Genomic DNA, 23,332 nt, shown 5'->3' with positions numbered 1-23,332 from the left:
CCCTACTTCGCGACGGCGGCGGCGAGTTGGGAGAGCGGCTCGGCGAGCGCGTTCACCGCGTCCGAGAGCTCCTTGCGCTGTTCCTCGGTGACCTTGTCGTACGAGACGAACCCGTCCGAGGTCGCGTCGGTGCGGTACTTGTCGAGCGTCTTGTCCAGCGTGGCGAACTGCTTGTCGAGCTCGGTGGTCAGCGCCTTGTCGTTGGTCTGCGCGACCGGCTTCAGCAGCTCGTACGCCTGCTGCGCGCCCTCGACGTTGGCCTTGAAGTCGCTCAGGTCGGTGTGCGAGTAGCGGTCCTCCTCGCCGGTGACCTTGCCGGTGGCGACCTCGTCGAGCAGCTCCTTGGCGCCGTTGGCCATGGAGGTCGGGGTGATCTCGGCCTTGCCGACCCGCTGCTGCCAGTCCTTGAGGTCGGTGACCAGCTGGTCGGCGAGCGTCTTCTGCGCGGCGCCGATCTTCTTGTCCTGCCACAGCGCCTTCTCCAGCGCGTGCCAGCCGGTCCACTTCTGGCCCTTCTCCAGGCCGTCGGCGCGGGTGTCGGTCTTGGGGTCGATGTCGCCGAAGGACTCGGCGATCGGCTCCGTGCGCTCCCAGCCGACGCGGGAGGGGGCGTAGGCGTTCTGGGCGGCCTTGAGATCACCGGTCTTGATCGCCTTGGCGAAGGTCTCCACCTTCGGGATGGTCGCGTCGGCCTGCTCCTGCGCGTACTCGCGGTAGGCGGCGACGGCCTTGTCCAGCCGCGGGTCGCGCTTGGCGGCGGCGCCGGAGCCGGTGACGGTGAGCTTCTGGCGGACGCCGTGGCCCTTCATGCCGGGCCGGCAGGCGATCTCGTACGAGCCGGCCTTCACCTCGGCGGTCAGCGAGTACTTGGTGCCCGGGCCGATGTTCTCCTTCTCCGACACGATCCGGTCGTCCGGGAAGAGGATCTCGACCTCGGTCGCCTTGGAGCCCTTGTTCTCGATGCTCAGCGTGACCTGGCCGGCCGGCACCGACTTCGAGGAGGTGTCGCAGGTGGAGTCCGCTGCCGTCACCTTGATCGCGGCGTCCCCGTCGGCCTTGCTCTTCTGGGTGCATCCCGTGACGGCGGTCAGGGCCGTCACGGCGGTGACGGCGGTGACGACGGAGAGTCTGGCGGCTCGCATGCACGCTCCTGAGGCTGGCGAAAAATCGAGGTCCGGGCTCACGAAGGATGGTGAGGCTCGCCTAACTTATCTAAGGCTTGCCTGCGTGATACCCACCCATACGGTGATTCAGCTCTCATGGACGCTGTAAGGGCACGGGGCGATCACGCCGGCCTAAAACGAACGTCAAGGACGGGTCAACGGAAAGTCAAAGGTGGGATCGTCCCGGAGAGTGTTCCCGTGGACGGAGGGCACAGGGAACTGCTCGGGCCGGGACGGCTGGTGCTGCGGATGCAGGACCGCCCCGTGCTGCTGGGCCGGTCGGCGGGCGGGGGATGCTGTCCCGATCTGTATCTCCACCGTCTCGACGGCTACCGCTCACCGCTGCCGCCGCTGCGGTCAGTACGCGCGTTGGCTGGAGGAGGCCCAGGGCACGCCCCTGCGGGACGGGCGCTGGGGGCTGTCCGCACGGGCCGCGTTCCAGCCGGGCGTGCGGACCGAGGACTTCGTCCGGGAGTGGCCGGGCGGGCGGCTGGGGTTGTCTCGACGGCTGGCTGATCCTCGACGGCCACGACCGTGCGGTGGCGGCGCTGGCGGAGGACCGGGTCCCGGAGTGCGTGGAGCTGACCCGGCTGGTGGACGAGGAGCAGTGGCGGCGGGACGTCGCGGAGGTCGCCGAGGGGCACGAGTGGCGCATGGCCGGGCTCGCGCGCCGGCCCGCCGGCCCCGGTGTCGACCGCCGGCGCCGCACGCTGGAACGGGCGTACGGCGACACGCTCGCGACCCTGCCGTACATCGCGGGCGCCATCCGGTTCCTGCCCCTGCCCGGCGGCCCCGCGGCCTGGGACGCCCTCGCGGCCCGCGCAGTGTTTCAATGCCCGGGTGACTGATTACGACGTGCTGCGCGTCTTCTGCGCTCCGAACGGCGGCTACGGCAACGAACTCGGCGTCGTCCGTGAGGGATCCGTCATGCCCGGACGGGCCGAACGGCAGGCGTTCGCCGCGAAGCTCGGGTTCAGCGAGACCGTGTTCGTCGACGACCCGGAGCGGGGGGTCGTCGACATCTACACGCCCACGCTGCGGCTGCCCTTCGCCGGGCACCCCTGCGTCGGAGCGGCCTGGCTGCTCGACGTGCCCGAGCTGGTGACGCCCGCCGGGGTCGTCGGGGCCCGCCAGGACGGGGAGTTCTGCTGGATCGAGGCCCGCGCGGAGTGGGCGCCGCCGCGGACGCTGCGCCAGTACGCCACGGCCGCCGAGGTCGACGAGCTGCCCGTGCCGCCGAAGGGTGAGTGGATCTACGCCTGGGCCTGGGAGGACGAGCCCGCCGGGCGGGTGCGGGCGCGGGCCTTCCCCGGGCGCGACGACGGCATCGACGAGGACGAGGCGACGGGCGCGGCCGCACTGCTGCTGACCGTCCGGCTGGGCAGGGCGCTCAACATCACGCAGGGCGCCGGCTCGCAGATCCTGACCGCCCCGCAGCCCTACGGCTGGGTGGAGATCGGCGGCCGGGTGTACCTGGAGCGCCAGCCGGAGCGGTGACGGCTACGCGCTGAGCGGGAACTCCTCGCCCAGCGCCCGGAAGACCTCCGTGTTCAGGCCGAAGGCCCGCCGGCACTCCGACACGATGCGCTGCTTCTCCAGGTCGTCCGCGCGGACGGCGTCCAGGAGCTCGCGGTAACTCCGCTTGAAGGCGGCCGGGTTGGCGATCCGCTCGAAGACGTAGAAGCGCACGCCGTCGCCCTTGCGGGCGAAGCCCCACGTCCGCTCCGCCCTGCCGCGGATGATCTGCCCTCCGGAGAGGTCGCCGAGGTAGCGGGTGTAGTGGTGGGCGACGTACCCGCCCGGCCACCGCTCGGCGCACTCCCGTACCCGCGCCGCGTACGCCCGCGTCGCGGGCAGGGCGGACAGTCCCGCCCGCCAGTTCGGCCCGCGCAGATGCTCCAGGTCGCGCTCCAGGGCGGCCAGCCGGTACAGCTCGGGGCGGACGAAGGGGCCGGCCACCGGGTCCGCGGCCAGTCGCTCCGTGCGGGACTCCAACGCCTCGTACACGAACCAGAGTTGCTCGGTGTAGCGCGCGTAGGCGGCCAGGCCCAGGCGGCCGCCCAGCAGGTCGCTCATGAACGTCGAGCTCTCGGCCTCCGTGTGCTGCTCGTGGGAGGCGCTGCGGATGACGGTCGAGAAGGGGTCCATGCGCCTCATCTTCTAAGGTAAGGCTAACCTAAGTCAATGCTCGGTCGAGGGCTTCCCGACCTCTCGTCGGTAAGGTTCCCGACATGGTGTCGGGAAAACGCGCAGGAAAAAACCCGCCCCGGGCAGGAGCGGGTTCCCGGCGCGTGGTGTCACGGGAGGGTGAGGATCTCCGCGCCCGTCTCCGTGACCACCAGCGTGTGCTCGAACTGGGCCGTCCGCCTGCGGTCCTTGGTGACGACCGTCCAGCCGTCGTCCCACATGTCGTACTCGTGCGTCCCCAGCGTCAGCATCGGCTCGATCGTGAAGGTCATGCCGGGCCGGATGAGCGTCGTCGCGTGCGGGCTGTCGTAGTGCGGGATGATCAGGCCCGAGTGGAACGACGAGTTGATGCCGTGGCCGGTGAAGTCGCGGACCACGCCGTAGCCGAAGCGCTTGGCGTACGACTCGATCACGCGGCCGATGATGTTGATCTGGCGGCCCGGCTTGACCGCCTTGATCGCGCGGTTCAGCGACTCGCGGGTGCGCTCCACCAGCAGGCGGCTCTCCTCGTCGACGTCCCCGACCAGGTACGTGGCGTTGTTGTCGCCGTGGACGCCGCCGATGTACGCCGTCACGTCGAGGTTCACGATGTCGCCGTCGCGCAGCACCGTCGAGTCCGGAATGCCGTGGCAGATCACCTCGTTGACCGAGGTGCACAGGGACTTGGGGAAACCGCGGTAGCCCAGCGTGGAGGGGTAGGCGCCGTGGTCGCACATGTAGGCGTGGGCGACCTTGTCCAGCTCGTCGGTGGTGACGCCCGGCGCGATCAGCTTGGCGGCCTCCTCCATCGCCTGCGCGGCGATCCGGCCCGCGATCCGCATCGCCTCGATCGTCTCGGGCGTCTGCACCTCCGGGCCGGTGTACGGCGTCGGCGCGGGCTTGCCGACGTACTCGGGGCGGCGGATGTTTCCGGGCACGGAACGGGTGGGGGACAGGTCCCCTGGTACGAGCAGCGACTGGCCAGACATGCCAGCGAGTCTAACGAGCCGCTGTGGGGGAACATGTGCTTGGCGAGAGGAGCAGGTCATGGCGTTGTTCAAGAAGCGCACGGTCGGCAAGCCGGGCGAATGGTTCTACTGCCTGAAGCACAAGAAGGTCGAGGAGGGGCCGGAGTGCCCCGCCAAGGACCGGTTCGGGCCCTACGCGTCACGGCAGGAGGCCGAGCACGCGATGGAGACGGCCCGGGAGCGCAACCTCCAGTGGGACAACGACCCGAAGTGGACCGACGCCCCGGCCGGGCGCCCCGACGACGACTGACCGGACACCGCTGCCGGGCGACGGCCGGTCAGATCTGGGCCGGTGCGCCGTCCGACGGCGCATCGGCCGCCACGGCCGCCGTGCGGCCGGCCCGCAGCCGCGACGCGTGCTCGTTCGTGCGGACGTCGTAGGTCATCAGATTCGGCAGGCACAGCGCGAGCAGGCCGACGGCGCCCGCGCACAGCAGGCCGCCGGACCACACGGACGCCCGTACGCCCCACCACGCGGCGAAACCGCCCGACCGCACCTGGCCGACCGTCGGGCCGACCGAGTACGACAGCAGCTCGATCCCGGCGAGCCGCCCGCGCAGCTCGTCCGGGATCGTCTGGTTCCACATGGCCCCGCGGAAGATCCCGCTGACCATGTCGCAGCCGCCCGCCACGGTCAGGAACAGCAGGACGAGCCATACGTCGCCCACGACGCCGGCCGCCGCGATCGCCAGGCCCCACAGCGCGGCCGACAGCACGACCAGCCGGCCGTGGCGGTGCACCCGTGAGGTCCAGCCGCTGGTCAGGCTCACCAGCAGCGAGCCGAAGGGGACGCTCGCGTACATCAGGCCCAGCGACCAGTCGGCGTCCAGTTCGTCCGCGAGGAACGGCAGCACCGCGAGCGGCATCGCCAGGAACATCGCGGCGAGGTCGACGGCGTAGGTGCCGAGGAGCTCCTTGCGGCTCCAGGCGTAGCGGGCGCCCTCGGCGATCGCACGGAGCGACGGCTTCGCGGCCTCGTGCGCGGCGGGGGAGGCGGCGATGCGGACCACCAGGGCGACGGAGACGGCGAAGGTCAGCAGGTCCGCGCCGTAGGCCCAGCCGAGTCCCGCGTACGCCACGACGACGCCCGCCACCGCCGGGCCCGCGACGCCGCCGACCGTCCAGCGCAGGGAGTTGAGGGAGGCCGCGGCGGGGAGGTGCTCATGGGCCACGATCCGCGGGAACAGCGAGTCGAGGGCCGGCCGCTGCACCGAGACCAGCGCGGAGGACAGGGCCGCCACGGCGTACAGCGGCCAGACCGCGGGGTGCGGCAGCAGGGCGTTGAGCAGCAGGGCCGCGGACAGCAGGCCCTGTCCCGCCTCCGTCCACACGATCAGCTTCCGCTTGTCCAGCGCGTCGGCGAGCGCACCCCCGTACAGCCCGAACACCAGCAGCGGCAGCAGCTCCACCGCCCCGATCGCCCCGACCGCCGCGGCCGACCCCGTGAGCTCCTTGAGCTGCACCGGCACCGCGACGAACGTCAGGAAGCTCCCGAAGTTCGAGACCGTCCCCGACACCCACAACCGCCGGAAGTCGGCGGAGGCCCGCCAGGGCGCGAGGTCCGGGAGCAGGGCGCGCAGCCGGGAGGAGCGGGGGGCGGCGGGTTCGGAGGAGTCGGCGGTCACGAGCGGCCATGCTCGGCCGCGCCGCCCCCCACGGCAACTGCTTTTCGGCACGGCAGAAGCCCTGTCGCTCCGCTCGCCGGCACGCTCGCCGCGCCGGGCGAGGGCAAGACGGCCCTCGGCTGCCGCGGCCGCGGGGCCGGTGCGCCGCGACCGGCGTCGCCCGCCTCCGCGCTGACGCCCTGGGCGTCCGGTCGCCGGGGGCCGGTTCGTGGGGGAGCCCTGGTGGATGGGCTGACGCGCCGCTCCGGGTGACGGCGTGGTGGCCCTCGGCTGCCGCGGCCGCAGGGGCTGGACGCCCCGGGCATCCGTGCGCCGGGGTCCGGTTCGCCGGGAGCCCGCGGGGCTACCAGCCCGCCGGTGGTGGGGCCGTCAGGTGGTCCGCCAGGCGGGCCAGGCGGTCCCGCAGGCGGCGCCGGCCGCGCGGGGACGGCAGGGCGTTCTCCCCGGCCGCCGCGCTGACCAGGTGCTGGACGGTGTCGAGGTCGAGTTCGGACGGGGCCGGGACCGCCAGGCACTCGTGGGCCATCCCGGTGAGGTCGTTCTCGTCCGCGCCCAGCGCGAGGACCGTCGTGCCGGCCCGGCGGGCGTCGTGGACCCGCTCCAGGAGCAGCGCGTCCGGTCCGCCCGGGGAGACCACGAGCAGGGTCTCGCCGCGCCGGGCCGCGGCCAGCCGGCCCAGCCCGACCGCCAGGTGCGCGGGATCGGTGGGACGCGCGTCGTGCCGTACCAGGGTCGGGGTCAGCTCCGGAGTGCCCGACCAGGCGGCCTCGTCCACCAGATGGGCGGCGAGGTGCCAGGGCTCGTACTCCTCGGTGCCGACGAGCAGCAGCCCCCCGCCGTGCGACACCACCGAGCCGCGCAGCGCCCCGGCGAAGCGCCGGGTGGCGCCCAACCACTCGGTTCCGGCGAGGACTTCGCGCAGCAGCGCGACCCGTACGGCATCCATGCGGACGCATCCTGCACCCAACGGGCACCCGTGACCGGGAGTTCACCCCCAATTCGCCTGCCCGGGGGACAGGAGGCGAATGACTGAAGCCACCGTCCCCTTCCGCGCGGGCCGCGAGGGATACGCGAGTTACCGGATCCCCGCCGTGGTCAGCACCGCGAACGGCACCCTGCTCGCCTTCTGCGAGGGCCGGGTGACGTCCGCGAGCGACCACGGCCACATCGACATCGTGCTCAGACGTTCGACCGACGGCGGCCGCACCTGGGGCCCGCTGCAGGTCGCCGCGAGCAACGGCACCGACCTCGCGGGCAACCCCGCCCCGGTCGTCCTCGACACCGGCCGCATCCTCCTCGTGCACGTCCGCTCGGCGGCCACCGCCTCGGAGGACCTGATCGTGCGCGGCAAGGTGAAGGATGCCGACGGGCGCCGCGTCTGGGTGCAGCACAGCGACGACGACGGGCTCACCTGGACCGGCCTGACGGAGATCACCCCGCAGGTGAAGAAGGCGGGCTGGCGCTGGTACGCCACCACGCCGGGGCATGGCATCCAGCTGGGCACCGGCCGGGTCGTCGTCCCCGGCAACCACACCCTGCCGCCGGCCGGCACCGACGTGGGCGACGAGGGCAGGTACAACGGCGGCCACTGCCTGCTCAGCGACGACCGCGGCGCGACCTGGTCCCTCGGCTACGTCGACGACACCCCCGACGGCTACATCAACGCCAACGAGACCACCGCCGCCGAACTCCCCGACGGCCGCGTCTACTTCAACACCCGCACCGACTCCGCCTCGCCCGGCAACCGTGCCGACGCCCGCTCCGGCGACGGCGGGCTGACCCTGCGCACCGGCTTCCGCCCGCAGGCCGGCCTCGACGGCCCCGTCTGCCAGGGCAGCCTCCTGCAGCTGCGCGACCCGGACGTCCTGCTGTTCTCCGGCCCCGCCTGCCCGTCCGCCCGGGCCCTGATGACCGTGCGCGCCTCCACGGACGGCGGCATCACCTGGCGCCCGGTGTGCACGGTCGACGGACTGCCCGCCGCCTACTCCGACCTCGTACGGATCGACGCCTCCACCGTCGGACTCCTCCACGAGACGGGGGACTTCGGGGCGTACGAGCGGATCGTCCTGCGGCGGCTGCCCGTGACGCGCCTCACCCGGGAGCCGGTGAACGGGCTCTGACCGGCGGGGCCGCCCGGGCCGGACGTACAGTCGGCCCATGACCTCTACCGACAGTGCTGCACAGACCCCTGCGAAGGCCCCCGCCAAGGACCCCTGGGACCTCCCCGACGTCTCCGGACTCGTCGTCGGAGTCCTCGGCGGGACCGGGCCGCAGGGCAAGGGACTGGCCTACCGGCTGGCCAAGGCCGGGCAGAAGGTGATCATCGGCTCGCGGGCCGCCGAGCGCGCGCAGGCCGCCGCCGACGAGCTCGGGCACGGTGTCGAGGGCGCCGACAACGCCGAGTGCGCGCGCCGCAGCGACGTCGTGATCGTGGCCGTGCCGTGGGACGGCCACGGCAAGACGCTCGAGGCGCTGCGCGAGGAGCTGAGCGGCAAGCTGGTCGTCGACTGCGTCAACCCGCTCGGCTTCGACAAGAAGGGCGCGTACGCGATCAAGCCGGAGGAGGGCAGCGCCGCCGAGCAGGCCGCCGCCCTGCTGCCGGACTCGCGGGTCACGGCCGCCTTCCACCACCTGTCGGCCGTGCTGCTCCAGGACCCGGAGATCGCCGAGATCGACACCGACGTGATGGTGCTCGGCGAGGTGCGCGACGACGTCGAGATCGTGCAGGCGCTCGCCGGCCGCATCCCGGGCATGCGCGGCGTCTTCGCCGGCCGGCTGCGCAACGCCCACCAGGTCGAGTCGCTGGTCGCGAACCTGATCTCCGTGAACCGCCGCTACAAGGCGCACGCCGGACTCCGTGTGACGGACGTGTGAGTGCGTGGGGGACACTGGAGCCGTAGCAGTGTCCCCCCGAACAGGAGCGGTGTTCTCCCGAGCCCGCCGACAGGAGCCGAACGACATGCCCCGCCTTGGCGTCTATGCCTTGATCGTCTTCGTCCTCGCCGTGGCCGCGGCCGTGGTCTCCTTCGCGCAGGGCAGCTGGCTGGGGATCGTGTGGATCCTGCTGGCGGGACTGTCCAGCAACATGTGCCTGTACTACGTCAGGCGGTCCCGGGGCGCCTACCAGAAGCGGTAGAGGCCGTAGCCGAACGAGGTGTCCCAGTCGCTGACGCCGAGCCCGCGCAGGATCGCGTCGACGAGGTCGAAGAACACCGCGTTGATCGACGGCACCCACAGCAGCGCGAACACGAACAGCAGGCCGAACGGCGCGAACGGCTCCACCTGGCGCTTGAGGCCGGGGGACAGCCAGGGCTCCAGGATCCCGTAGCCGTCCAGGCCCGGCACCGGCAGGAAGTTCAGGATCGCCGCGGTGACCTGGAGCAGGGCGAGGAACGCGAGGGCGTAGCGGAAGTCGCTGGGCACCCCGTCCAGGGCGTGCAGCCAGAACGGTGCCGTGCACACGGCCGCGAACAGGACGTTCGTCAGCGGGCCCGCCGCGGAGATCAGGCTGTGCCGCCAGCGCCCCCGGATCCGGCCCCGCTCGATGAAGACGGCGCCACCGGGCAGGCCGATGCCGCCCATGATGACGAAGATCACCGGGAGCACGATGCTCAGCAGCGCGTGCGTGTACTTCATCGGGTTCAGCGTGAGGTAGCCCTTCGCGCCGACCGTGATGTCGCCGCTGTGCAGGGCGGTGCGCGCGTGCGCGTACTCGTGCAGGCACAGCGAGACGACCCAGGCCGCCGTCACGAACAGGAAGACGGCCAGGCCCGGTTGCGCGGCGAACCCGGTCCAGGTGGCCCATCCCGTCACCGCCGTGACGGCCAGGATCCCGAGGAAGACGGGGCTGACCCTCCGGTCGCTGCGGCTGGTGGTGGCGGTGGTCATGGGGCTCCCTGGACGATACTTTCCCGCGGTGGGACTGCCCGACGGTACCGGGCGCACGGGGAAAACGTCTCGCGGTGGTGCGGGGGTTCCGTGGAAGGGTGGGCGGTCGGGGCCCCGGCGGCCGTCGCGGGCGCCACGCGTTCCGGGCCGCGCGCCGCACCGCCCGCCCGAACCCCGTGACCGGCCCCGACGTCTACGGAGACAATGGACCCCGTGCGCTACCGCATCCTCGGCACCACCCAGGCGCTCCGCCCCGACGGCACCCCCGTCCAGGTCGGCGGGGCGCGGTTGCGTGCTCTGCTGACCGTGCTCGCCCTGCGGGCCGGCCGCACCGTGCCGGTGAGCCTGCTGCTCGACGAGGTCTGGGACGGCGATCCGCCCGCCGACGCGCCGGGCGCGCTGCAGGCGCTGGTCGGGCGGCTGCGCCGGGCCGTCGGCGCGGACGCCGTCGCCTCCGACGAGGGCGGCTACCGGCTCGCGGCCCGGCCCGACGACGTCGACCTGCACCGCTTCGAGCGGCTGACCGGCGAGGGCACCCGCGCACTCGCCGACGGCGACCCCGCCAAGGCCGCCGTCGTCCTCGACGACGCCCTCGGCCTGTGGCGCGGCCCCGCGCTCGCCGACCTGCCCGACCGCGCGGCCGAGGCCGCCCGCTGGGACACCCGCCGCCTCGACGCCCTGCGGGCCCGCCACGGCGCCGCCCTCGCCCTGGGCCACGCCGAGCAGTCCCTGCCGGAGCTGACCGCCCTGTGCGACACCCACCCGCTCGACGAGCCCCTCCAGGCGCTGCGGCTGCGCGCCCTGCGCGACGCGGGCCGCACGGCCCAGGCGCTGGCCGCCTTCGAGGACGTACGGCGGCTGCTGGCGGACCGGCTGGGCTCCGATCCGGGACCCGAACTGGCGGCCCTGCACGCCGAGTTGCTGGGCGCGAGCCCCAAGGCCGCTCCCGTGCGTCGTGAGCAGCGGCCGGCCGTCGGTGCGCCCACCCCGCATCAGGCTCCGCGCCCCGGCAACCTCCGCGCCCGTCTCACCTCCTTCGTCGGCCGGGAGGCCGACATCGATGCCATCCGCGGCGACCTCGCCACGGCCCGGCTGGTGACGCTGCTCGGCCCCGGCGGGGCCGGCAAGACGCGGCTGTCGCAGGAGGCCGCCGAGACCGTGTCCGACGCGGCCCGGGACGGGGCGTGGCTGGCCGAACTCGCCCCCGTCGACGACCCTGAGGCCGTGCCGGAAGCCGTCCTCACCGCCCTGGGAGCCCGCGAGACCGTGCTGTACGGCGCCGGGGCCGAGGCGATGCGGGCCGCCGGCAGCGAGCGGCACGACGACCCCCTGGAGCGGCTCGCCGAGCACTGCGGCAGGCGCCGCATGCTGATCGTCCTGGACAACTGCGAGCACGTCGTCGACGCCGCCGCCCGGCTCGTGGAGGCGCTGCTGGAGCGCTGCCCCGAGGTGACGGTGCTCGCCACCAGCCGTGAACCCCTCGGCGTACCGGGGGAGTTGCTGCGCCCGGTGGAACCGCTGCCGGAACCGGTGGCGCTGCGCCTGCTCGCCGACCGGGGCGCCGCCGCCCGGCCGGGCTTCGCCGTCGAGGAGGACCCCGAGGCGTGCGCCGAGATCTGCCGGCGCCTGGACGGACTGCCGCTCGCCATCGAACTCGCCGCCGCCCGGCTGCGGATGCTCACGCCGCGCCAGATCGCCGACCGGCTCGACGACCGCTTCCGCCTGCTCACCTCCGGAAGCCGTACGGTGCTGCCCCGCCAGCAGACGCTGCGCGCGGTCGTCGACTGGTCCTGGGACCTGCTCGACGAGGACGAGCGGGAGGTGCTGCGCCGGCTGTCGGTGTTCGCCGGCGGCTGCGACCTCGCCGCCGCCGAGGCCGTGTGCGGGCCCGCGGCGCTGGAGGCCCTCGGCTCGCTCGTCGACAAGTCCCTCGTCGTGGCCGCCCCTTCGGGCGACGGCGAGATGCGCTACCGGCTCCTGGAGACGGTCGGTGAGTACGCGGGCGAGCGGCTGGCCCAGGCAGGCGGACAGGCCGAGGCCGGGGCCGCCCACCGCACGTACTACCGCGAACTCGCCCGCCGCACCGACCCGTTGCTGCGCGGCCCCGACCAGCGCGGGGCCATCGGCCTGCTGGAGCGCGAGTACGAGAACCTGCGCACCGCGCTGCGCCACGCCGTCGCCGAGGGCGAGGAGCAGGAGGCGATCTGCCTGGTGCTGTCGCTGGCCTGGTACTGGCAGATGCGCGACCTGCGCATCGAGGCCCGCAACTGGTCCCGCGAGGTCCAGGCTCTCGGCCCCGACCCCTTCACCGAGCCCGTCCGACCCGCCGTCGCCGTGTGGGAGCGCTGCACGGACACCCCGCCGCCGTGGAGCGGCGAACTGCTCCTGGAGGCCCGGCGCGGCCTGCACCTCGTCCATCTCGCCTGCATGGACACCGAGTTGGACGTCTGGCAGACCCCGCAGGCGCAGACCAAGCTGCGCATCATCGCCGAGACCTACGCCCCGGGCCTGCCGCAGACCTGCCGCAGCCCGGGCTCGCTCTGGTTCTTCGCCGTCATGCTCACCGGCGACATGACGAAGCTGCGCGAGCTGGTGGAGGCCACCGTCCGCACCTGCCGGGCCACGCCCGGCTACGAGTGGGAGCTCGCCGCCGGCCTGCACATGCGGGCCAACCTGCTCGCCAACCGCAGCGACTGGGCGGGCGACGCGATCAGGGACGCCGACGAGGCACTGGAGATCTACCGCCGCATCGGCGACCTGTGGGGCACGGCCGAGGCGCTCTCCGCGCGCGGTGAGGCGAACGAGAAGCGGGGCAAGTGGCAGGCGGCCGCCGGCGACTACACGTCCGCGATCGAGCACGCCGAGCGCCTCGGCGCCCGGGCCCAGGTGGCCGTGCTCACCGCCCGGCTCGGCGCCGCGCTGCTGGAGGCGGGCGACACCGAGCGCGGCGAGCGGCTGCTGCTGGAGGTGATCGCCCAGCAGGACGGCTCGGGCAACGAGGCGATGCCCGCCGCCCGGCTGTTCCTGGCCGGCCGCTACGGAATGACCGGCCGGATCCCGCAGGCGCGCGAGCAACTCCGGCTGCTGCGCGAGCAGTTCAAGATCGCGCACTTCGTCGTCTTCGACGCGTTCATCCTGGGCACGGAGGCCTGGCTGGACGGCGCCGACGGCCGCCACGAGGAGGCCCTGCACAAGATCCGGGGGGCCCTCGCGCGGGCGGGCGACCCGCTCTCCGAGGCCATCGCCCCGTCCATGCGCTCCACCTACCTGACGATCGCGGCGATCGCCCTGGCCGGTCTGGACGGCGGCGGCCGCGCCCCCGACGCCGCCCGCTGCCTCGGCGCCGCGGAGCGGTTCCTGCCGCCCGGGCACGTCCCCTCGTACCTGGAGCGCGAGGCCCGCGAAAGGGCCGAGGCGGCCACCCGGGCCGCCCTGGACGACGCGGCGTACGAGGCCGCGTACGCGGAGGGCGGCGGCCTCTCCACGGAGGAGGCCACCGCCCTGGTCTGAGCTCCGGGGGTGAACGTCAGCTCTTGGTAAGGCAGTTGTGGATTCAGCTCTTGGTACGGAACTTGTGGATGGCGTACGGCGCGGCCACCGCGGTGATCGCCACCGACCAGCCAAGGGTCACCCACAGGTCGTGTGCGACCGGGCCGCCCACCATCAGCCCGCGCGCCGCGTCGGCGAGCGTGGACAGCGGGTTGTAGTCGGTGAAGGCCTGCAGCCAGCCCGGCATCGACTTCGTCGGCGCGAAGATCGAGGAGCCGAACTGCAGCGGGAACAGCACCAGGAAGCCCATCGCCTGCACGGACTGCGCGTTCTTCAGGACCACGCCCAGGGTGAGGAACACCCACATGATCGAGGAGGCGAACACCGCGGACAGGCCGACGGCCGCGAACAGACCGCCCCAGTGGTGGATGTCGAACCCGACCAGCACGGCCACGATCATCAGCACGGTGGTGGCGAACAGCATCCGCACCAGCTCGACCGAGATCTTCGCGAAGAGCACCGAGCCGCGGCCGATCGGCAGAGACCGGAAGCGATCCATGACACCGGAGTTGAAGTCCTGGCTGAAGCCGGTGCCGACGCCCTGGGACAGCGTCATGCTCATCATCGCGATCATGCCCGGGATGACGTACTGGACGTACCCGTCCTGACCGCCGCCCAGGGCCTGCCCGATCGAGCCGCCGAAGACGTACACGAACAGCAGGGTGAAGACGACGGGCATCAGGATCGCGTCGAACATCGACTCCGGGTCCTGCTTGATCCACAGCAGGTTGCGGCGGACCAGGGCGCCGGTGTGGCGCAGGTGGCCGCGCAGCGAAATACGGGCGTCGGCGACCGGAGCGGTGGCGGTTGCGGCACTCATACGGCGACCTCCTCGCGGGTCTCGGTGGGAACGGCGTCCTGGGGGGCACTGGCGCGGTGGCCGGTGAGGGACAGGAACACCTCGTCCAGGCTGGGCAGTTCGGTGGTGATGGAGCTGAGCGTGATGCCGTGCGCCATGACCACGCCGACCACGGCGGTCAGCTGCTCGTCGCTGAGGATCGGGACGAGTACGGTGCCGCTGTCGGCGTCGACGGTCGTGGTGGCCAGGCCCGTGATGCCGAGCCCGTCCAGGGCGCCGGCGAGCGGCTCCAGCTGCAGCCGGTCGGCGGGCCGCACCCGCAGCGTCCGTCCGCCCACCTTGGCCTTCAGCTCGTCGATGGCGCCGCCCGCGATGACCTTCCCGCGGTCCACGACGGTGAGTTCGGAGGCGAGCTGCTCGGCCTCCTCCATGTACTGGGTGGTCAGCAGGACGGTCACGCCCTCACCGACCATGGTCTTGACCTCGTCCCACACCTCGTTGCGGGTGCGCGGGTCGAGCCCGGTGGTGGGCTCGTCGAGGAACAGGACCTCCGGGCGCCCGATCATCGAGGCGGCCAGGTCGAGCCGGCGGCGCATACCGCCGGAGTAGGTGCTCGCGGGCCGCTTGGCGGCGTCCGTGAGGGAGAACCGCTCCAGCAGCTCGTCGGCACGGGCGCGGGCGTCCTTGCGCGGCAGGTCGAGCAGCCGCCCGATCATGTAGAGGTTCTCCCAGCCCGGGAGCTTCTCGTCGACCGAGGCGTACTGCCCGGTCAGTCCTATCACCCGGCGCAGCTGCCGCGGCTGGCGCAGCACGTCGTACCCGGCGACGGTCGCCTCGCCGGCGTCCGGCGCGAGCAGGGTGGACAGAATCCGCACGAGGGTGGTCTTGCCGGCCCCGTTCGGCCCGAGCACACCCATCACGGTGCCCTCGCGCACGTCCAGGTCGACGCCGTCCAGCGCCTTGGTCTCGCCGTAGTGCTTGACCATCCCCCGCACGGTGACGGCCATGCCGCCGCCACTGGCGTTGTTGTCGATTCGCGTCATGTCCGGAACGGTGCCAGGCCCCACCGACAAACGACCGACAGGCCACCGACACGCACCGACGAGCACCGACAGACCGCCGACGGGGAGGAGAGGCCGGCAAAGAAGCAGCCCGCCGACGGGGGACGATCGGCGGGCTGCCTTGGTGCCGCAGTGGCTCAGTGGACGGAGTTCTCCTCGGCCGGGAAGGTCCCGCCGACGACGTCCTCGGCGTACGCCTTCACGGCGTTGCCCATGACCTCGCGCAGGTCGGCGTACTTCTTGACGAACTTCGGCACCCGCCCGGGGGTCAGGCCGAGCATGTCGGTCCACACGAGGACCTGCGCGTCCGTCTCGGGACCGGCGCCGATGCCGACCGTCGGGATGTGCAGCACCCGCGTCACCTCGGCCGCCAGCTCCGCCGGGACCAGCTCCAGCACGACCGCGAACGCGCCCGCGTCCTGCACGGCCTTGGCGTCGCGCAGCAGCTGCTGGGCGGCCTCCTCGCCGCGGCCCTGGACGCGGTAGCCCATGGCGTTGACGGACTGGGGGGTCAGGCCGATGTGGGCCATGACCGGGATGCCGGACTCCACCAGGAGGCGGATCTGCTCGTGCGAGCGCTCGCCGCCCTCCAGCTTGACCGCGCCGACACCGGCGTCCTTGACCAGCCGGGTCGCCGAGCGCAGCGCCTGCACCGGGCCCTCCTGGTAGGAGCCGAACGGCAGGTCGCCGACGATCAGGGCGCGCTGCGTGCCGCGTACCACCGCGGCCGACAGCATGGTCATCTCGTCCATGGTGACGGGGACGGTCGTCTCGTACCCGAGGTGGCAGTTGCCCGCCGAGTCACCCACCAGGAGCACCGGGATGCCGGCCTCGTCGAACACGGACGCGGTCATCGCGTCGTAGGCGGTGAGCATGGGCCACTTCTCGCCGCGCTCCTTGGCGAGAGCGATGTCGCGCACGGTGATACGGCGCGTGCTCTTGCCCCCGTACAGCGCCTTGCTGCCGTCGGAGGGCTTGTTCTGCGCAGGCTGGGCAGCCGAGAGCTGCGTCATGACAACGGCTCCTTCAGTCATCTCGAGGCGCCCTGACGGCGTCCCCGGATCACGTCCATGGTGGCACCTCGTGCCAGCCCGAGCCAAGGGGACCTACGTCACGCATGCTGCACGCGGCGGTCGGCCCGTGTAAGGGCTGAGTAAAATAATTTCGATACGGTACGGTCTCGTATTCTAATTATCTACCCTGGTGGCCATGACCACTCCTCCTGCCACCGCCGGCCGGATCCCCGAAGAGGTGCACCGGCGCCGCTGGGCGATCCTCGGCGTGCTGATGCTGAGCCTGCTGATCGTGGTGCTCGACAACTCGATCCTGAACGTCGCGATCAAGACGATCTCCACCCCGGCTCCGATCGGCCTCGGCGCCACGCAGAGCGAGCTGGAGTGGGCGATCAACGCCTATACGCTCGTCTTCGCGGGCCTGCTGTTCACCGCGGGCCTCATCGGCGACCGGGTGGGCCGCAAGAAGGTGCTGCTCGGCGGTCTCGTCGTGTTCGGCATCGGATCCGCGCTGGCCGCCGAGTCCGGCTCGCCGGCCCAGCTCATCGCCTTCCGCGCGCTGATGGCGATGGGCGCCGCCTTCGTCATGCCGGCCACCCTCGCCGTCCTCATGAACGTCTTCGAGCGCGACGAGCAGCCCAAGGCCATCGGCATCTGGGCCGGCGGCGTCGGCCTCGCGATCGCCATCGGCCCGATCACCGGCGGTCTGCTCCTCGACCACTTCTGGTGGGGCTCCGTCTTCCTGATCAACGTGCCGATCGTGCTGCTCGCGCTCGCGCTGATGGTCTGGCTGGTGCCGGACTCCCGCGACCCCCGGCCCGGCCGGGTCGACCCGATCGGCGTGGTCCTGTCCGTCGTCGGCCTCGTCCTGCTCGTCTACGGCATCATCAAGGGCGGCCAGCTCGCCGACTTCACGGACACCACCGTGCTGTCGACCATCGGCGCCGGCATTCTCGTGCTCGCCCTGTTCGTGGTGTTCGAGAAGCGCAGCGACCACCCGTCCCTGGACGTCACGTACTTCAAGAACAAGGTGTTCTCGGCCGCCATGGCCGCCATAGCGCTGGTCTTCTTCGCGCTGATGGGCGTGACCTTCTTCTCCGTCTTCTACACCCAGAGCGTGCGCGGCTACTCGCCGCTGCAGTCCGGTCTGCTGATGCTGCCGCTGGCCGCCGCGCAGATGATCTTCGCGCCGCGGGCCCGGCTGGTCGTCGACCGCTTCGGCAACAAGGCCACCACCGGCGGCGGTCTGCTGCTGCTCGCCGGCATGCTCGCCGCCTTCGCGGGCTTCGAGGCGGACACCCCGATCTGGGTCCTGGAGGTCGTCTTCTTCCTCATGGGTGCCGGCATGGCGCACGTCATGACCCCGACCAGCGTGGTCATCATGCAGGCCCTGCCGCGCGAGAAGGCCGGCTCCGCCTCCGCGCTCAGCAACACCTTCCGCCAGGTCGGCGGCGCGCTCGGCATCGCCGTGCTCGGCTCGGTGCTGTCCACCGCGTACCGCACCGGCATCGAGGACAAGCTGGGCCTCCTCCCCAAGGGGCTGAGGGACACCGCCGGCGAGTCCATCGAGGCCACGCTCGGCGTCGCCGCGAAGCTCGGCCCGCAGGGCAAGGGCCTCATCACCCCGGCCAACGACGCCTTCCTGCACGCCATGCACGTCACCGCCCTGTGCGGCACGGGCGTCGCGCTGCTCGGCGCGCTCGTGGTCTTCCTCTTCCTGCCGGGCAAGCCGGCGGCGCCTCAGAAGGGCGAGGAGCAGCAGGAGTTGGTGGCAGCGGCGGAATAACTCCTTCCGGCCTGCTCGGGGGTGCCGTACACAAGGGAGAATCGGACCAGCACACCGAAGGGACGCAGTCACGTGAGCCTCGCCGACAGCCAAGCCGATCCCGGGGCGCCCACCAGGGGCCGCCCCCGCAGCGAGGCCGTCGAGCGCGCCATCGTCGAAGGCGTGATGAAGCTCCTGGAGGACGGCGTGCCGCTGGCCGAGCTCTCCATCGAGCGCATCGCCCGCACCGCGGGCGTCGGCAAGGCCACCATCTACCGCCGGTGGAACGGCAAGGAGGAGCTCTTCGTCGACGTCATCCGCGCCGCCGAGCCGCCGGACCCCGAGCTGCCCGGCACCTCGATGCGCGACGACCTGGTGGCGATGCTGGAACAGCTGCGCCGGCGTGGGGTGATGACCCGGTCGTCGGCGCTGCTGCACAACGTCTTCGCCCAGATGAAGAGCAGCCCGCGGATCTGGCGGGCGTACCAGGCCGCCGTCGTCGAACCGCGCCGCCGGCTCCAGGTCGAGGTGCTGCGGCGGGGCCAGGCCAACGGCGAGATCCGGGCCGACGTCGACGTCGAGTTGCTCAACGACATCGTCGTCGGCCCGATGCTGCTGCGCAGCGTCATGCGGCCGGACGCGGACCTGCCCGAGGGCCTCTCGGAGGAGATCGTCGACACACTCCTCGAAGGTCTACGGCCCGTCAGCTGACCTCCGGCCCGCCGGTATGTGCGCGTTCCGTCACAGAGCACGCTTTCCGTCCGCGCATGCGGAACTCACCGCCCCGACTTCTTCGTCCCACAGCCCGTACGGCCGTCACGGGACGGCGAGATCGAAGCCGAACATCCCCTAGGGTCGTAGACAGGGGGACGGACGGTGGGCATGGCAGGCAGTGAGGCGACGCGGTATGGCGCAGCAGGCGTACATGACGGAGACCGACAACGGCGGCTCGGGGCCCGAGCGCCGGGGTGACCGCTTCCGCCGCCTGCTGAACCGCCTGTTCTCCGGCTGGCGGGGCGATCCCAGAATCTGGCGCCGCGGCATCGTGACGGCGGCGGTGGCCGTCCTCCTCGCACTCGTGATGCTGCTGCACGCCCGGATCCCCAACAGGGTCGGCAACCTGGGCAGTCTCACCGAGACCTTCCTGCCCTGGCTCGGCCTGCTGATCCCGGTCCTGCTGCTGATCGGGCTGGTACGCAAGTCGGCCACCGCGCTGATCGCGCTGGTGGTGCCGGTGGCCGTGTGGCTGAACCTCTTCGGCGGCCTGCTCACCGACAAGACCGGCGGCGGCGGCGACCTCACCGTCGCCACGCACAACGTCAACGCCGACAACCCCGATCCCTCGGGCACGGCCCGCGACGTCGCCGCCTCCGGCGCGGACGTGGTGGCCCTGGAGGAGCTGAAGGCGTCGGTGGTCCCGGTCTACGAGCGGGCGCTGGCCCCGACGTACAAGTACCACTCGGTGCAGGGCACGGTCGGGCTGTGGAGCAAGTACCCGATGACCGGCGTCAAGGCCGTCGACATCAAACTGGGCTGGACCCGGGCGATGCGCGCCACGATCGCCACCCCCGAGGGACAGGTCGCGTTCTACGTCGCCCATCTCCCGTCCGTCCGCGTCAAGTTGGAGGCAGGGTTCACGGCGCGCCAGCGCGACACGAGTGCCGACGCGCTGGGCGAGGCCATCGCCGACGAGCCGCTGAAGCGCAAGGTGCTGCTCGGCGATCTCAACGGCACCATGAACGACCGCTCCCTGAACGGCGTGACGGCGCAGATGCGTTCCACGCAGGGCGCGGCGGGCAGCGGCTTCGGGTTCAGCTGGCCGGCCTCGTTCCCGATGGCGCGGATCGACCAGATCCTGGTCCAGGGCGTCGAGCCGGTGAGCTCGTGGACGCTGCCCGCGACCGGCAGCGACCACCTTCCGATCGCCGCTCGTGTGAACCTGGACACCGGCTCCTGACCCCTGGGAATTCTGAGCCTGGCAGAGTTTGTTCCGCAACTGAACATAGACTGTGGAACACACGTACCTCTGCTCTCCGAAAGGAACAGGCTCCTCCATGCCCCTGGCCCTGCTCGCTCTGGCCGTCGGCGCTTTCGGTATCGGCACGACCGAGTTCGTGATGATGGGACTGCTGCCCGACGTCGCGGACGACCTGCACATCTCGATCCCTGCCGCGGGGCACCTGGTCTCGGCGTACGCGCTGGGCGTCGTCATCGGCGCCCCGCTGCTGGCCGCGGTCACCTCCCGGATGTCCCGCCGCTCCGTCCTCATCGGCCTGATGGCGCTGTTCGTGGTGGGCAACACCCTGTCCGCCTTCGCCCCCGGCCCCGACTCGCTCCTGGCCGCCCGGTTTTTGAGCGGGCTGCCGCACGGCGCCTTCTTCGGCGTGGGCGCCGTCGTCGCGACGACCATGGTGGCGCCGGAGCGCAAGGCGCGCTCCGTCTCGCTGATGTTCCTCGGGCTCACCGTCGCCAACGTCGCCGGCGTCCCCGTCGCCACGCTCATGGGCCAGCACCTGGGCTGGCGGGCCACCTTCCTCGCCGTCGGCGCGATCGGCCTCGCGGCCATCGCCTCACTCGCGCTGCTGATCCCGCACGACCACACGCCCGCCCCCGCCGCGGGCCTGCGCGGCGAGCTGGCCGCGCTGCGCTCCCTGCCCGTCTGGCTGGCGCTCGGCACCACGGTCGCCGGGTTCGGCGCTCTGTTCGCCGCCTACAGCTACGTCACGCCGATGCTCACGAACGCCGCCGGCTACGCCGAGACCAGCGTGACGCTGCTGCTCGCCCTGTTCGGCGTCGGCGCGACGATCGGCAACCTGGCGGGCGGCCGCCTCGCCGACCACTCCCTGCGCGGGACGCTGTTCGGGGGCCTGCTCGCTCTGGCCGCCGTCCTCGGCCTGTTCCCGCTGCTGATGTCGGCGCAGTGGAGCGCGGCCCTCGCCGTGGTCCTGCTCGGCGCGGCGGCCTTCATCACCGGCTCGCCCCTCCAGCTGATGGTCATGGAGAAGGCTTCGGCGGCCCCGTCCCTGGCGTCCTCCGCCAACCAGGCCGCATTCAACCTGGCCAACGCGGGCGGAGCCTGGATCGGCGGCCTGGCCCTGGCGGCCGGCTTCGGCGTCACGTCCCCGGCCTTGACGGGCGCGGCGCTGGCGGTACTCGGACTGGGCGTGGCGGGCGCGGCGTACGCGGTGGACCGGCGGCGGGAGGTCGTCCGGGTGGGCCGCGTGGTCGCCGCGCATGTACCGGAACGCTCGGGGATGCTGCACCGCTGACCTGGGCTCCGCCTCCTGGCCCCGTCGTGTCGGTGCGCTCACCGCTGAACCGGCCCCGACGGACCGCTCCGACGGCCCGCTCCGGTCCGGCCGTTCAGTCCCGGTCCGCGCCGGCGAAGTCGGGCAGTTCCGTGGACAGCAGCCCGGCGGCCGCGCCGTCGAGGAGCCGGGCCGTCTCGGTGGAGCGGGGCACCATGGTCTTCTCGTAGGCGCGGACGGCCTCGTCGACGGTGTCGGTGTGCGCGATGGCCAGGGCGAGTTCGCAGGCGTCGAGCATGGCGAGGTTGACGCCGACGCCGAGCGGCGGCATGAGGTGGGCGGCGTCGCCGAGCAGGGTGACGGTGGGGTGGTGGTCCCAGGTGTGCGGCACCGGCAGGGCGAAGATCGGGCGGTCTACGTAGGGGCCGTCGTTGCCGGTGATCAACTCGCGCATACGGGGCGACCAGTGGGCGTAGCGCTCCAGCAGGACGTGGCGGATGCCGTCGGTGTCCTCGGGCGTCAGGCCGGCGGCGGTGATCCAGTCGGCGGGGACGCGCTGGATGACGTAGACGCGTATGTGGTTGCCGCTGTTGCGCTGGGCGAACAGGGCCCGCTCTCCGTCGGCCGCCGCGGCGCTGCCCTGACCGACCAGCTCGGCGATGCGAGGATGCCGGTCGTCGACGTCGTCGAACCGGGCCTCGAGGAAGCTCACGCCGCTGTACTCGGGAGTGGCGCGGGAGACGGCTCGCCGGACCGTGGACCAGGCGCCGTCCGCGCCGATGACGAGATCGGCCTCGGCGGTGGTGCCGTTCGTGAAGTGCAGGGTCCGCGGTCCGCCGGCGGGGCCGGAGACCTCCTCGAGGGTGTGGCCCCAGCGCACGGTGCCCGGGCGCAGGGAGTCGAGCAGCAGGTCACGCAGCTGGCCGCGGTCGATCTCCGGCTTGAACTGCTCGCCCTCCTCGGGGAGATGGTGGAAGAGCATCGTGCCGGCCGTGTCCAGCTGGCGCATCTCCTGCCCTTCGGGGCGAGCCAGCCGGAAGAAGGCGTCGAGCAGCCCGGCTTCACGCAGGGCGATCTGGCCGTTGTCGGCGTGCAGGTCCAGGGTGCCGCCCTGGTTGCGGGTGCCGGGACCGGCGTCCCGGTCGTGGACGGTGGCGGTGATGCCGTGCCGCTGGAGGATGCGGGCGCAGGTCAGGCCGCCCGGGCCGGCGCCGATGACCGCGATGCGGGGTGCGTGGGTGGTGTTCATGGTGGTCTCCGCTCGTGACGTGCACACGGCTGTGCCGCGGCTGCCGGTGGGTGAGGGGAGTCCAAAGAAAAGCACACCGACTCAATAAGTGCAACGACTCAACTTTTGAAGTGGTATCACCTTGGCGGTACGCTACGGGCATGCCCGACACCACGACCGACACCGGATCCACCGCCGCGCCGGCGCCCCAGGGCCGCCGCGAGCGCAAGAAGGCAGCCACCCGCCGGGCCATCGCTGACGCCGCGCTGCACCTGTTCCTCCAGCGCGGATACGACGACGTCGGCATCCGCGAGATCGCGGACGCCGCCGACGTGTCCACCACGACGCTGTTCAAGCACTTCCCGGTCAAGGAGGCCCTCGTCTTCGACGAGGAGGACGACGTGGAGACCGCCCTGCTCGCCGCGGTACGTGAACGGCCCGAGGGCCTGACCGTGCCCGCGGCGCTGCGCGAGCACGCACTGCGCTCCCGGATGCTCACCGCGGACGGCGACCCCCGCTTCGCGGCCTTCCTGCGCCTGGTGAACGACACCCCCGCCCTGCGCGACTACCGGCAGAACATGTGGCTGCGCCACACCGCCGCCCTGGCGCACGTCATCGCGGAGGAGAGCGGACTTCCCGCGGACGATCCCGCCTGCACCGCCCTCGCCCACTTCGCCCTCGAAGCACCCCGTGCCGCCCAGGGCCATGACGACCCCCGCCAGGCCGTCACCCGCGCCTTCGAACTGCTGGAATCCGGCTGGAGCACGCTTGCACCCACCCGTGGGCAAGCGTCCTGAGC

22 protein-coding genes are annotated in these 23,332 nt (G+C 72.3%); 12 read left to right on the top strand and 10 right to left on the bottom strand.

Going from position 1 to position 23,332, the window contains the following annotated elements:
- Positions 1–2: 2 nt before the first annotated feature.
- Positions 3–1,142, bottom strand: a complete 1,140-nt coding sequence (gene efeO, locus ACFU97_RS00285) for an iron uptake system protein EfeO (protein WP_384248751.1) — start codon at positions 1,140–1,142, stop codon at positions 3–5.
- A 560-nt stretch (positions 1,143–1,702) separates the two neighbouring features.
- Here efeO and ACFU97_RS00280 point away from each other — a divergent pair.
- Positions 1,703–2,011 (top strand): hypothetical protein, encoded by a 309-nt coding sequence (locus tag ACFU97_RS00280; RefSeq protein ID WP_384248749.1) that lies wholly within the window; start codon positions 1,703–1,705, stop codon positions 2,009–2,011.
- Positions 2,004–2,660 (top strand): PhzF family phenazine biosynthesis protein, encoded by a 657-nt coding sequence (locus tag ACFU97_RS00275; protein ID WP_384248746.1) that lies wholly within the window; start codon positions 2,004–2,006, stop codon positions 2,658–2,660. Before ACFU97_RS00280 ends, ACFU97_RS00275 begins: the two co-directional genes overlap by 8 nt.
- A gap of 3 nt (positions 2,661–2,663) precedes the next feature.
- On the opposite strand, the gene ACFU97_RS00270 is transcribed toward ACFU97_RS00275, so the two are convergent.
- Complete coding sequence (locus tag ACFU97_RS00270) at positions 2,664–3,311, bottom strand: heme oxygenase (biliverdin-producing) (RefSeq protein ID WP_384248744.1); 648 nt, start codon at positions 3,309–3,311, stop codon at positions 2,664–2,666.
- Between the two features lie 149 nt (positions 3,312–3,460).
- A complete protein-coding gene (gene map, locus ACFU97_RS00265) occupies positions 3,461–4,318 on the bottom strand; it encodes a type I methionyl aminopeptidase (protein ID WP_384248742.1) in 858 nt (285 codons plus the stop codon).
- Between the two features lie 58 nt (positions 4,319–4,376).
- Here map and ACFU97_RS00260 point away from each other — a divergent pair, with 58 nt between their 5' ends.
- Positions 4,377–4,607 (top strand): hypothetical protein, encoded by a 231-nt coding sequence (locus tag ACFU97_RS00260; protein WP_384248739.1) that lies wholly within the window; start codon positions 4,377–4,379, stop codon positions 4,605–4,607.
- Positions 4,608–4,635: 28 nt separating this feature from the next.
- Here the strand turns inward: ACFU97_RS00260 and ACFU97_RS00255 are convergent, their stop codons facing one another.
- On the bottom strand, positions 4,636–5,982 hold the full coding sequence (locus tag ACFU97_RS00255; RefSeq protein WP_384248737.1) for an MFS transporter: 1,347 nt from the start codon (positions 5,980–5,982) through the stop codon (positions 4,636–4,638).
- 343 nt (positions 5,983–6,325) lie between these two features.
- Positions 6,326–6,928 (bottom strand): hypothetical protein, encoded by a 603-nt coding sequence (locus ACFU97_RS00250; protein WP_384248734.1) that lies wholly within the window; start codon positions 6,926–6,928, stop codon positions 6,326–6,328.
- A 79-nt stretch (positions 6,929–7,007) separates the two neighbouring features.
- Between ACFU97_RS00250 and ACFU97_RS00245 the strand changes: the two genes are divergently transcribed.
- The 3 genes from ACFU97_RS00245 to ACFU97_RS00235 all read left to right on the top strand — a co-directional run bounded on the left by ACFU97_RS00245 (position 7,008) and on the right by ACFU97_RS00235 (position 9,118).
- On the top strand, positions 7,008–8,102 hold the full coding sequence (locus ACFU97_RS00245; RefSeq protein ID WP_384248732.1) for an exo-alpha-sialidase: 1,095 nt from the start codon (positions 7,008–7,010) through the stop codon (positions 8,100–8,102).
- A 37-nt stretch (positions 8,103–8,139) separates the two neighbouring features.
- Positions 8,140–8,856, top strand: a complete 717-nt coding sequence (npdG, locus tag ACFU97_RS00240) for an NADPH-dependent F420 reductase (RefSeq protein WP_384248729.1) — start codon at positions 8,140–8,142, stop codon at positions 8,854–8,856.
- An 85-nt stretch (positions 8,857–8,941) separates the two neighbouring features.
- Positions 8,942–9,118 (top strand): hypothetical protein, encoded by a 177-nt coding sequence (locus ACFU97_RS00235; RefSeq protein WP_384248726.1) that lies wholly within the window; start codon positions 8,942–8,944, stop codon positions 9,116–9,118.
- Here ACFU97_RS00235 and ACFU97_RS00230 read toward each other — a convergent pair.
- The gene (locus ACFU97_RS00230; RefSeq protein ID WP_384248723.1) at positions 9,103–9,870 is read right to left on the bottom strand and encodes a site-2 protease family protein; all 768 of its coding nucleotides are present in this window, start codon (positions 9,868–9,870) and stop codon (positions 9,103–9,105) included. The two genes, ACFU97_RS00235 and ACFU97_RS00230, sit on opposite strands and share 16 nt — an antisense overlap.
- A gap of 204 nt (positions 9,871–10,074) precedes the next feature.
- On the opposite strand from ACFU97_RS00230, the gene ACFU97_RS00225 reads away from it, so the two are divergent.
- On the top strand, positions 10,075–13,380 hold the full coding sequence (locus ACFU97_RS00225) for a BTAD domain-containing putative transcriptional regulator (protein ID WP_384248720.1): 3,306 nt from the start codon (positions 10,075–10,077) through the stop codon (positions 13,378–13,380).
- 43 nt (positions 13,381–13,423) lie between these two features.
- Here ACFU97_RS00225 and ACFU97_RS00220 read toward each other — a convergent pair whose 3' ends face one another.
- The 3 genes from ACFU97_RS00220 to panB form a co-directional block, all read right to left on the bottom strand.
- Entirely contained in the window at positions 13,424–14,239 is an 816-nt protein-coding gene (locus tag ACFU97_RS00220; RefSeq protein WP_384248717.1) for an ABC transporter permease, read from the bottom strand.
- Positions 14,236–15,261 (bottom strand): ATP-binding cassette domain-containing protein, encoded by a 1,026-nt coding sequence (locus ACFU97_RS00215; RefSeq protein WP_384248714.1) that lies wholly within the window; start codon positions 15,259–15,261, stop codon positions 14,236–14,238. Before ACFU97_RS00215 ends, ACFU97_RS00220 begins: the two co-directional genes overlap by 4 nt.
- 155 nt (positions 15,262–15,416) lie before the next feature.
- Positions 15,417–16,292, bottom strand: a complete 876-nt coding sequence (gene panB, locus ACFU97_RS00210) for a 3-methyl-2-oxobutanoate hydroxymethyltransferase (protein WP_384248711.1) — start codon at positions 16,290–16,292, stop codon at positions 15,417–15,419.
- A gap of 196 nt (positions 16,293–16,488) precedes the next feature.
- Between panB and ACFU97_RS00205 the strand changes: the two genes are divergently transcribed.
- From ACFU97_RS00205 to ACFU97_RS00190, 4 genes are all read left to right on the top strand, one after another.
- Positions 16,489–18,078 (top strand): MFS transporter, encoded by a 1,590-nt coding sequence (locus ACFU97_RS00205; RefSeq protein WP_384248709.1) that lies wholly within the window; start codon positions 16,489–16,491, stop codon positions 18,076–18,078.
- 72 nt (positions 18,079–18,150) lie between these two features.
- Positions 18,151–18,768 (top strand): TetR/AcrR family transcriptional regulator, encoded by a 618-nt coding sequence (locus tag ACFU97_RS00200; protein WP_384248706.1) that lies wholly within the window; start codon positions 18,151–18,153, stop codon positions 18,766–18,768.
- Between the two features lie 196 nt (positions 18,769–18,964).
- Entirely contained in the window at positions 18,965–20,014 is a 1,050-nt protein-coding gene (locus ACFU97_RS00195) for an endonuclease/exonuclease/phosphatase family protein (protein ID WP_384248703.1), read from the top strand.
- A gap of 97 nt (positions 20,015–20,111) precedes the next feature.
- Entirely contained in the window at positions 20,112–21,326 is a 1,215-nt protein-coding gene (locus tag ACFU97_RS00190; RefSeq protein WP_384248701.1) for an MFS transporter, read from the top strand.
- Positions 21,327–21,420: 94 nt separating this feature from the next.
- Here the strand turns inward: ACFU97_RS00190 and ACFU97_RS00185 are convergent, their stop codons facing one another.
- A complete protein-coding gene (locus tag ACFU97_RS00185) occupies positions 21,421–22,554 on the bottom strand; it encodes an FAD-dependent oxidoreductase (RefSeq protein WP_384248697.1) in 1,134 nt (377 codons plus the stop codon).
- A 140-nt stretch (positions 22,555–22,694) separates the two neighbouring features.
- Between ACFU97_RS00185 and ACFU97_RS00180 the strand changes: the two genes are divergently transcribed.
- Positions 22,695–23,330, top strand: a complete 636-nt coding sequence (locus ACFU97_RS00180) for a TetR/AcrR family transcriptional regulator (RefSeq protein ID WP_384248695.1) — start codon at positions 22,695–22,697, stop codon at positions 23,328–23,330.
- Positions 23,331–23,332 lie beyond the last annotated feature (2 nt).

The sequence above is a fragment of the Streptomyces sp. NPDC057616 genome, assembly GCF_042800575.1.
Classification (GTDB): domain Bacteria; phylum Actinomycetota; class Actinomycetes; order Streptomycetales; family Streptomycetaceae; genus Streptomyces.
This window is presented reverse-complemented; position numbering and strand designations above follow the sequence as displayed.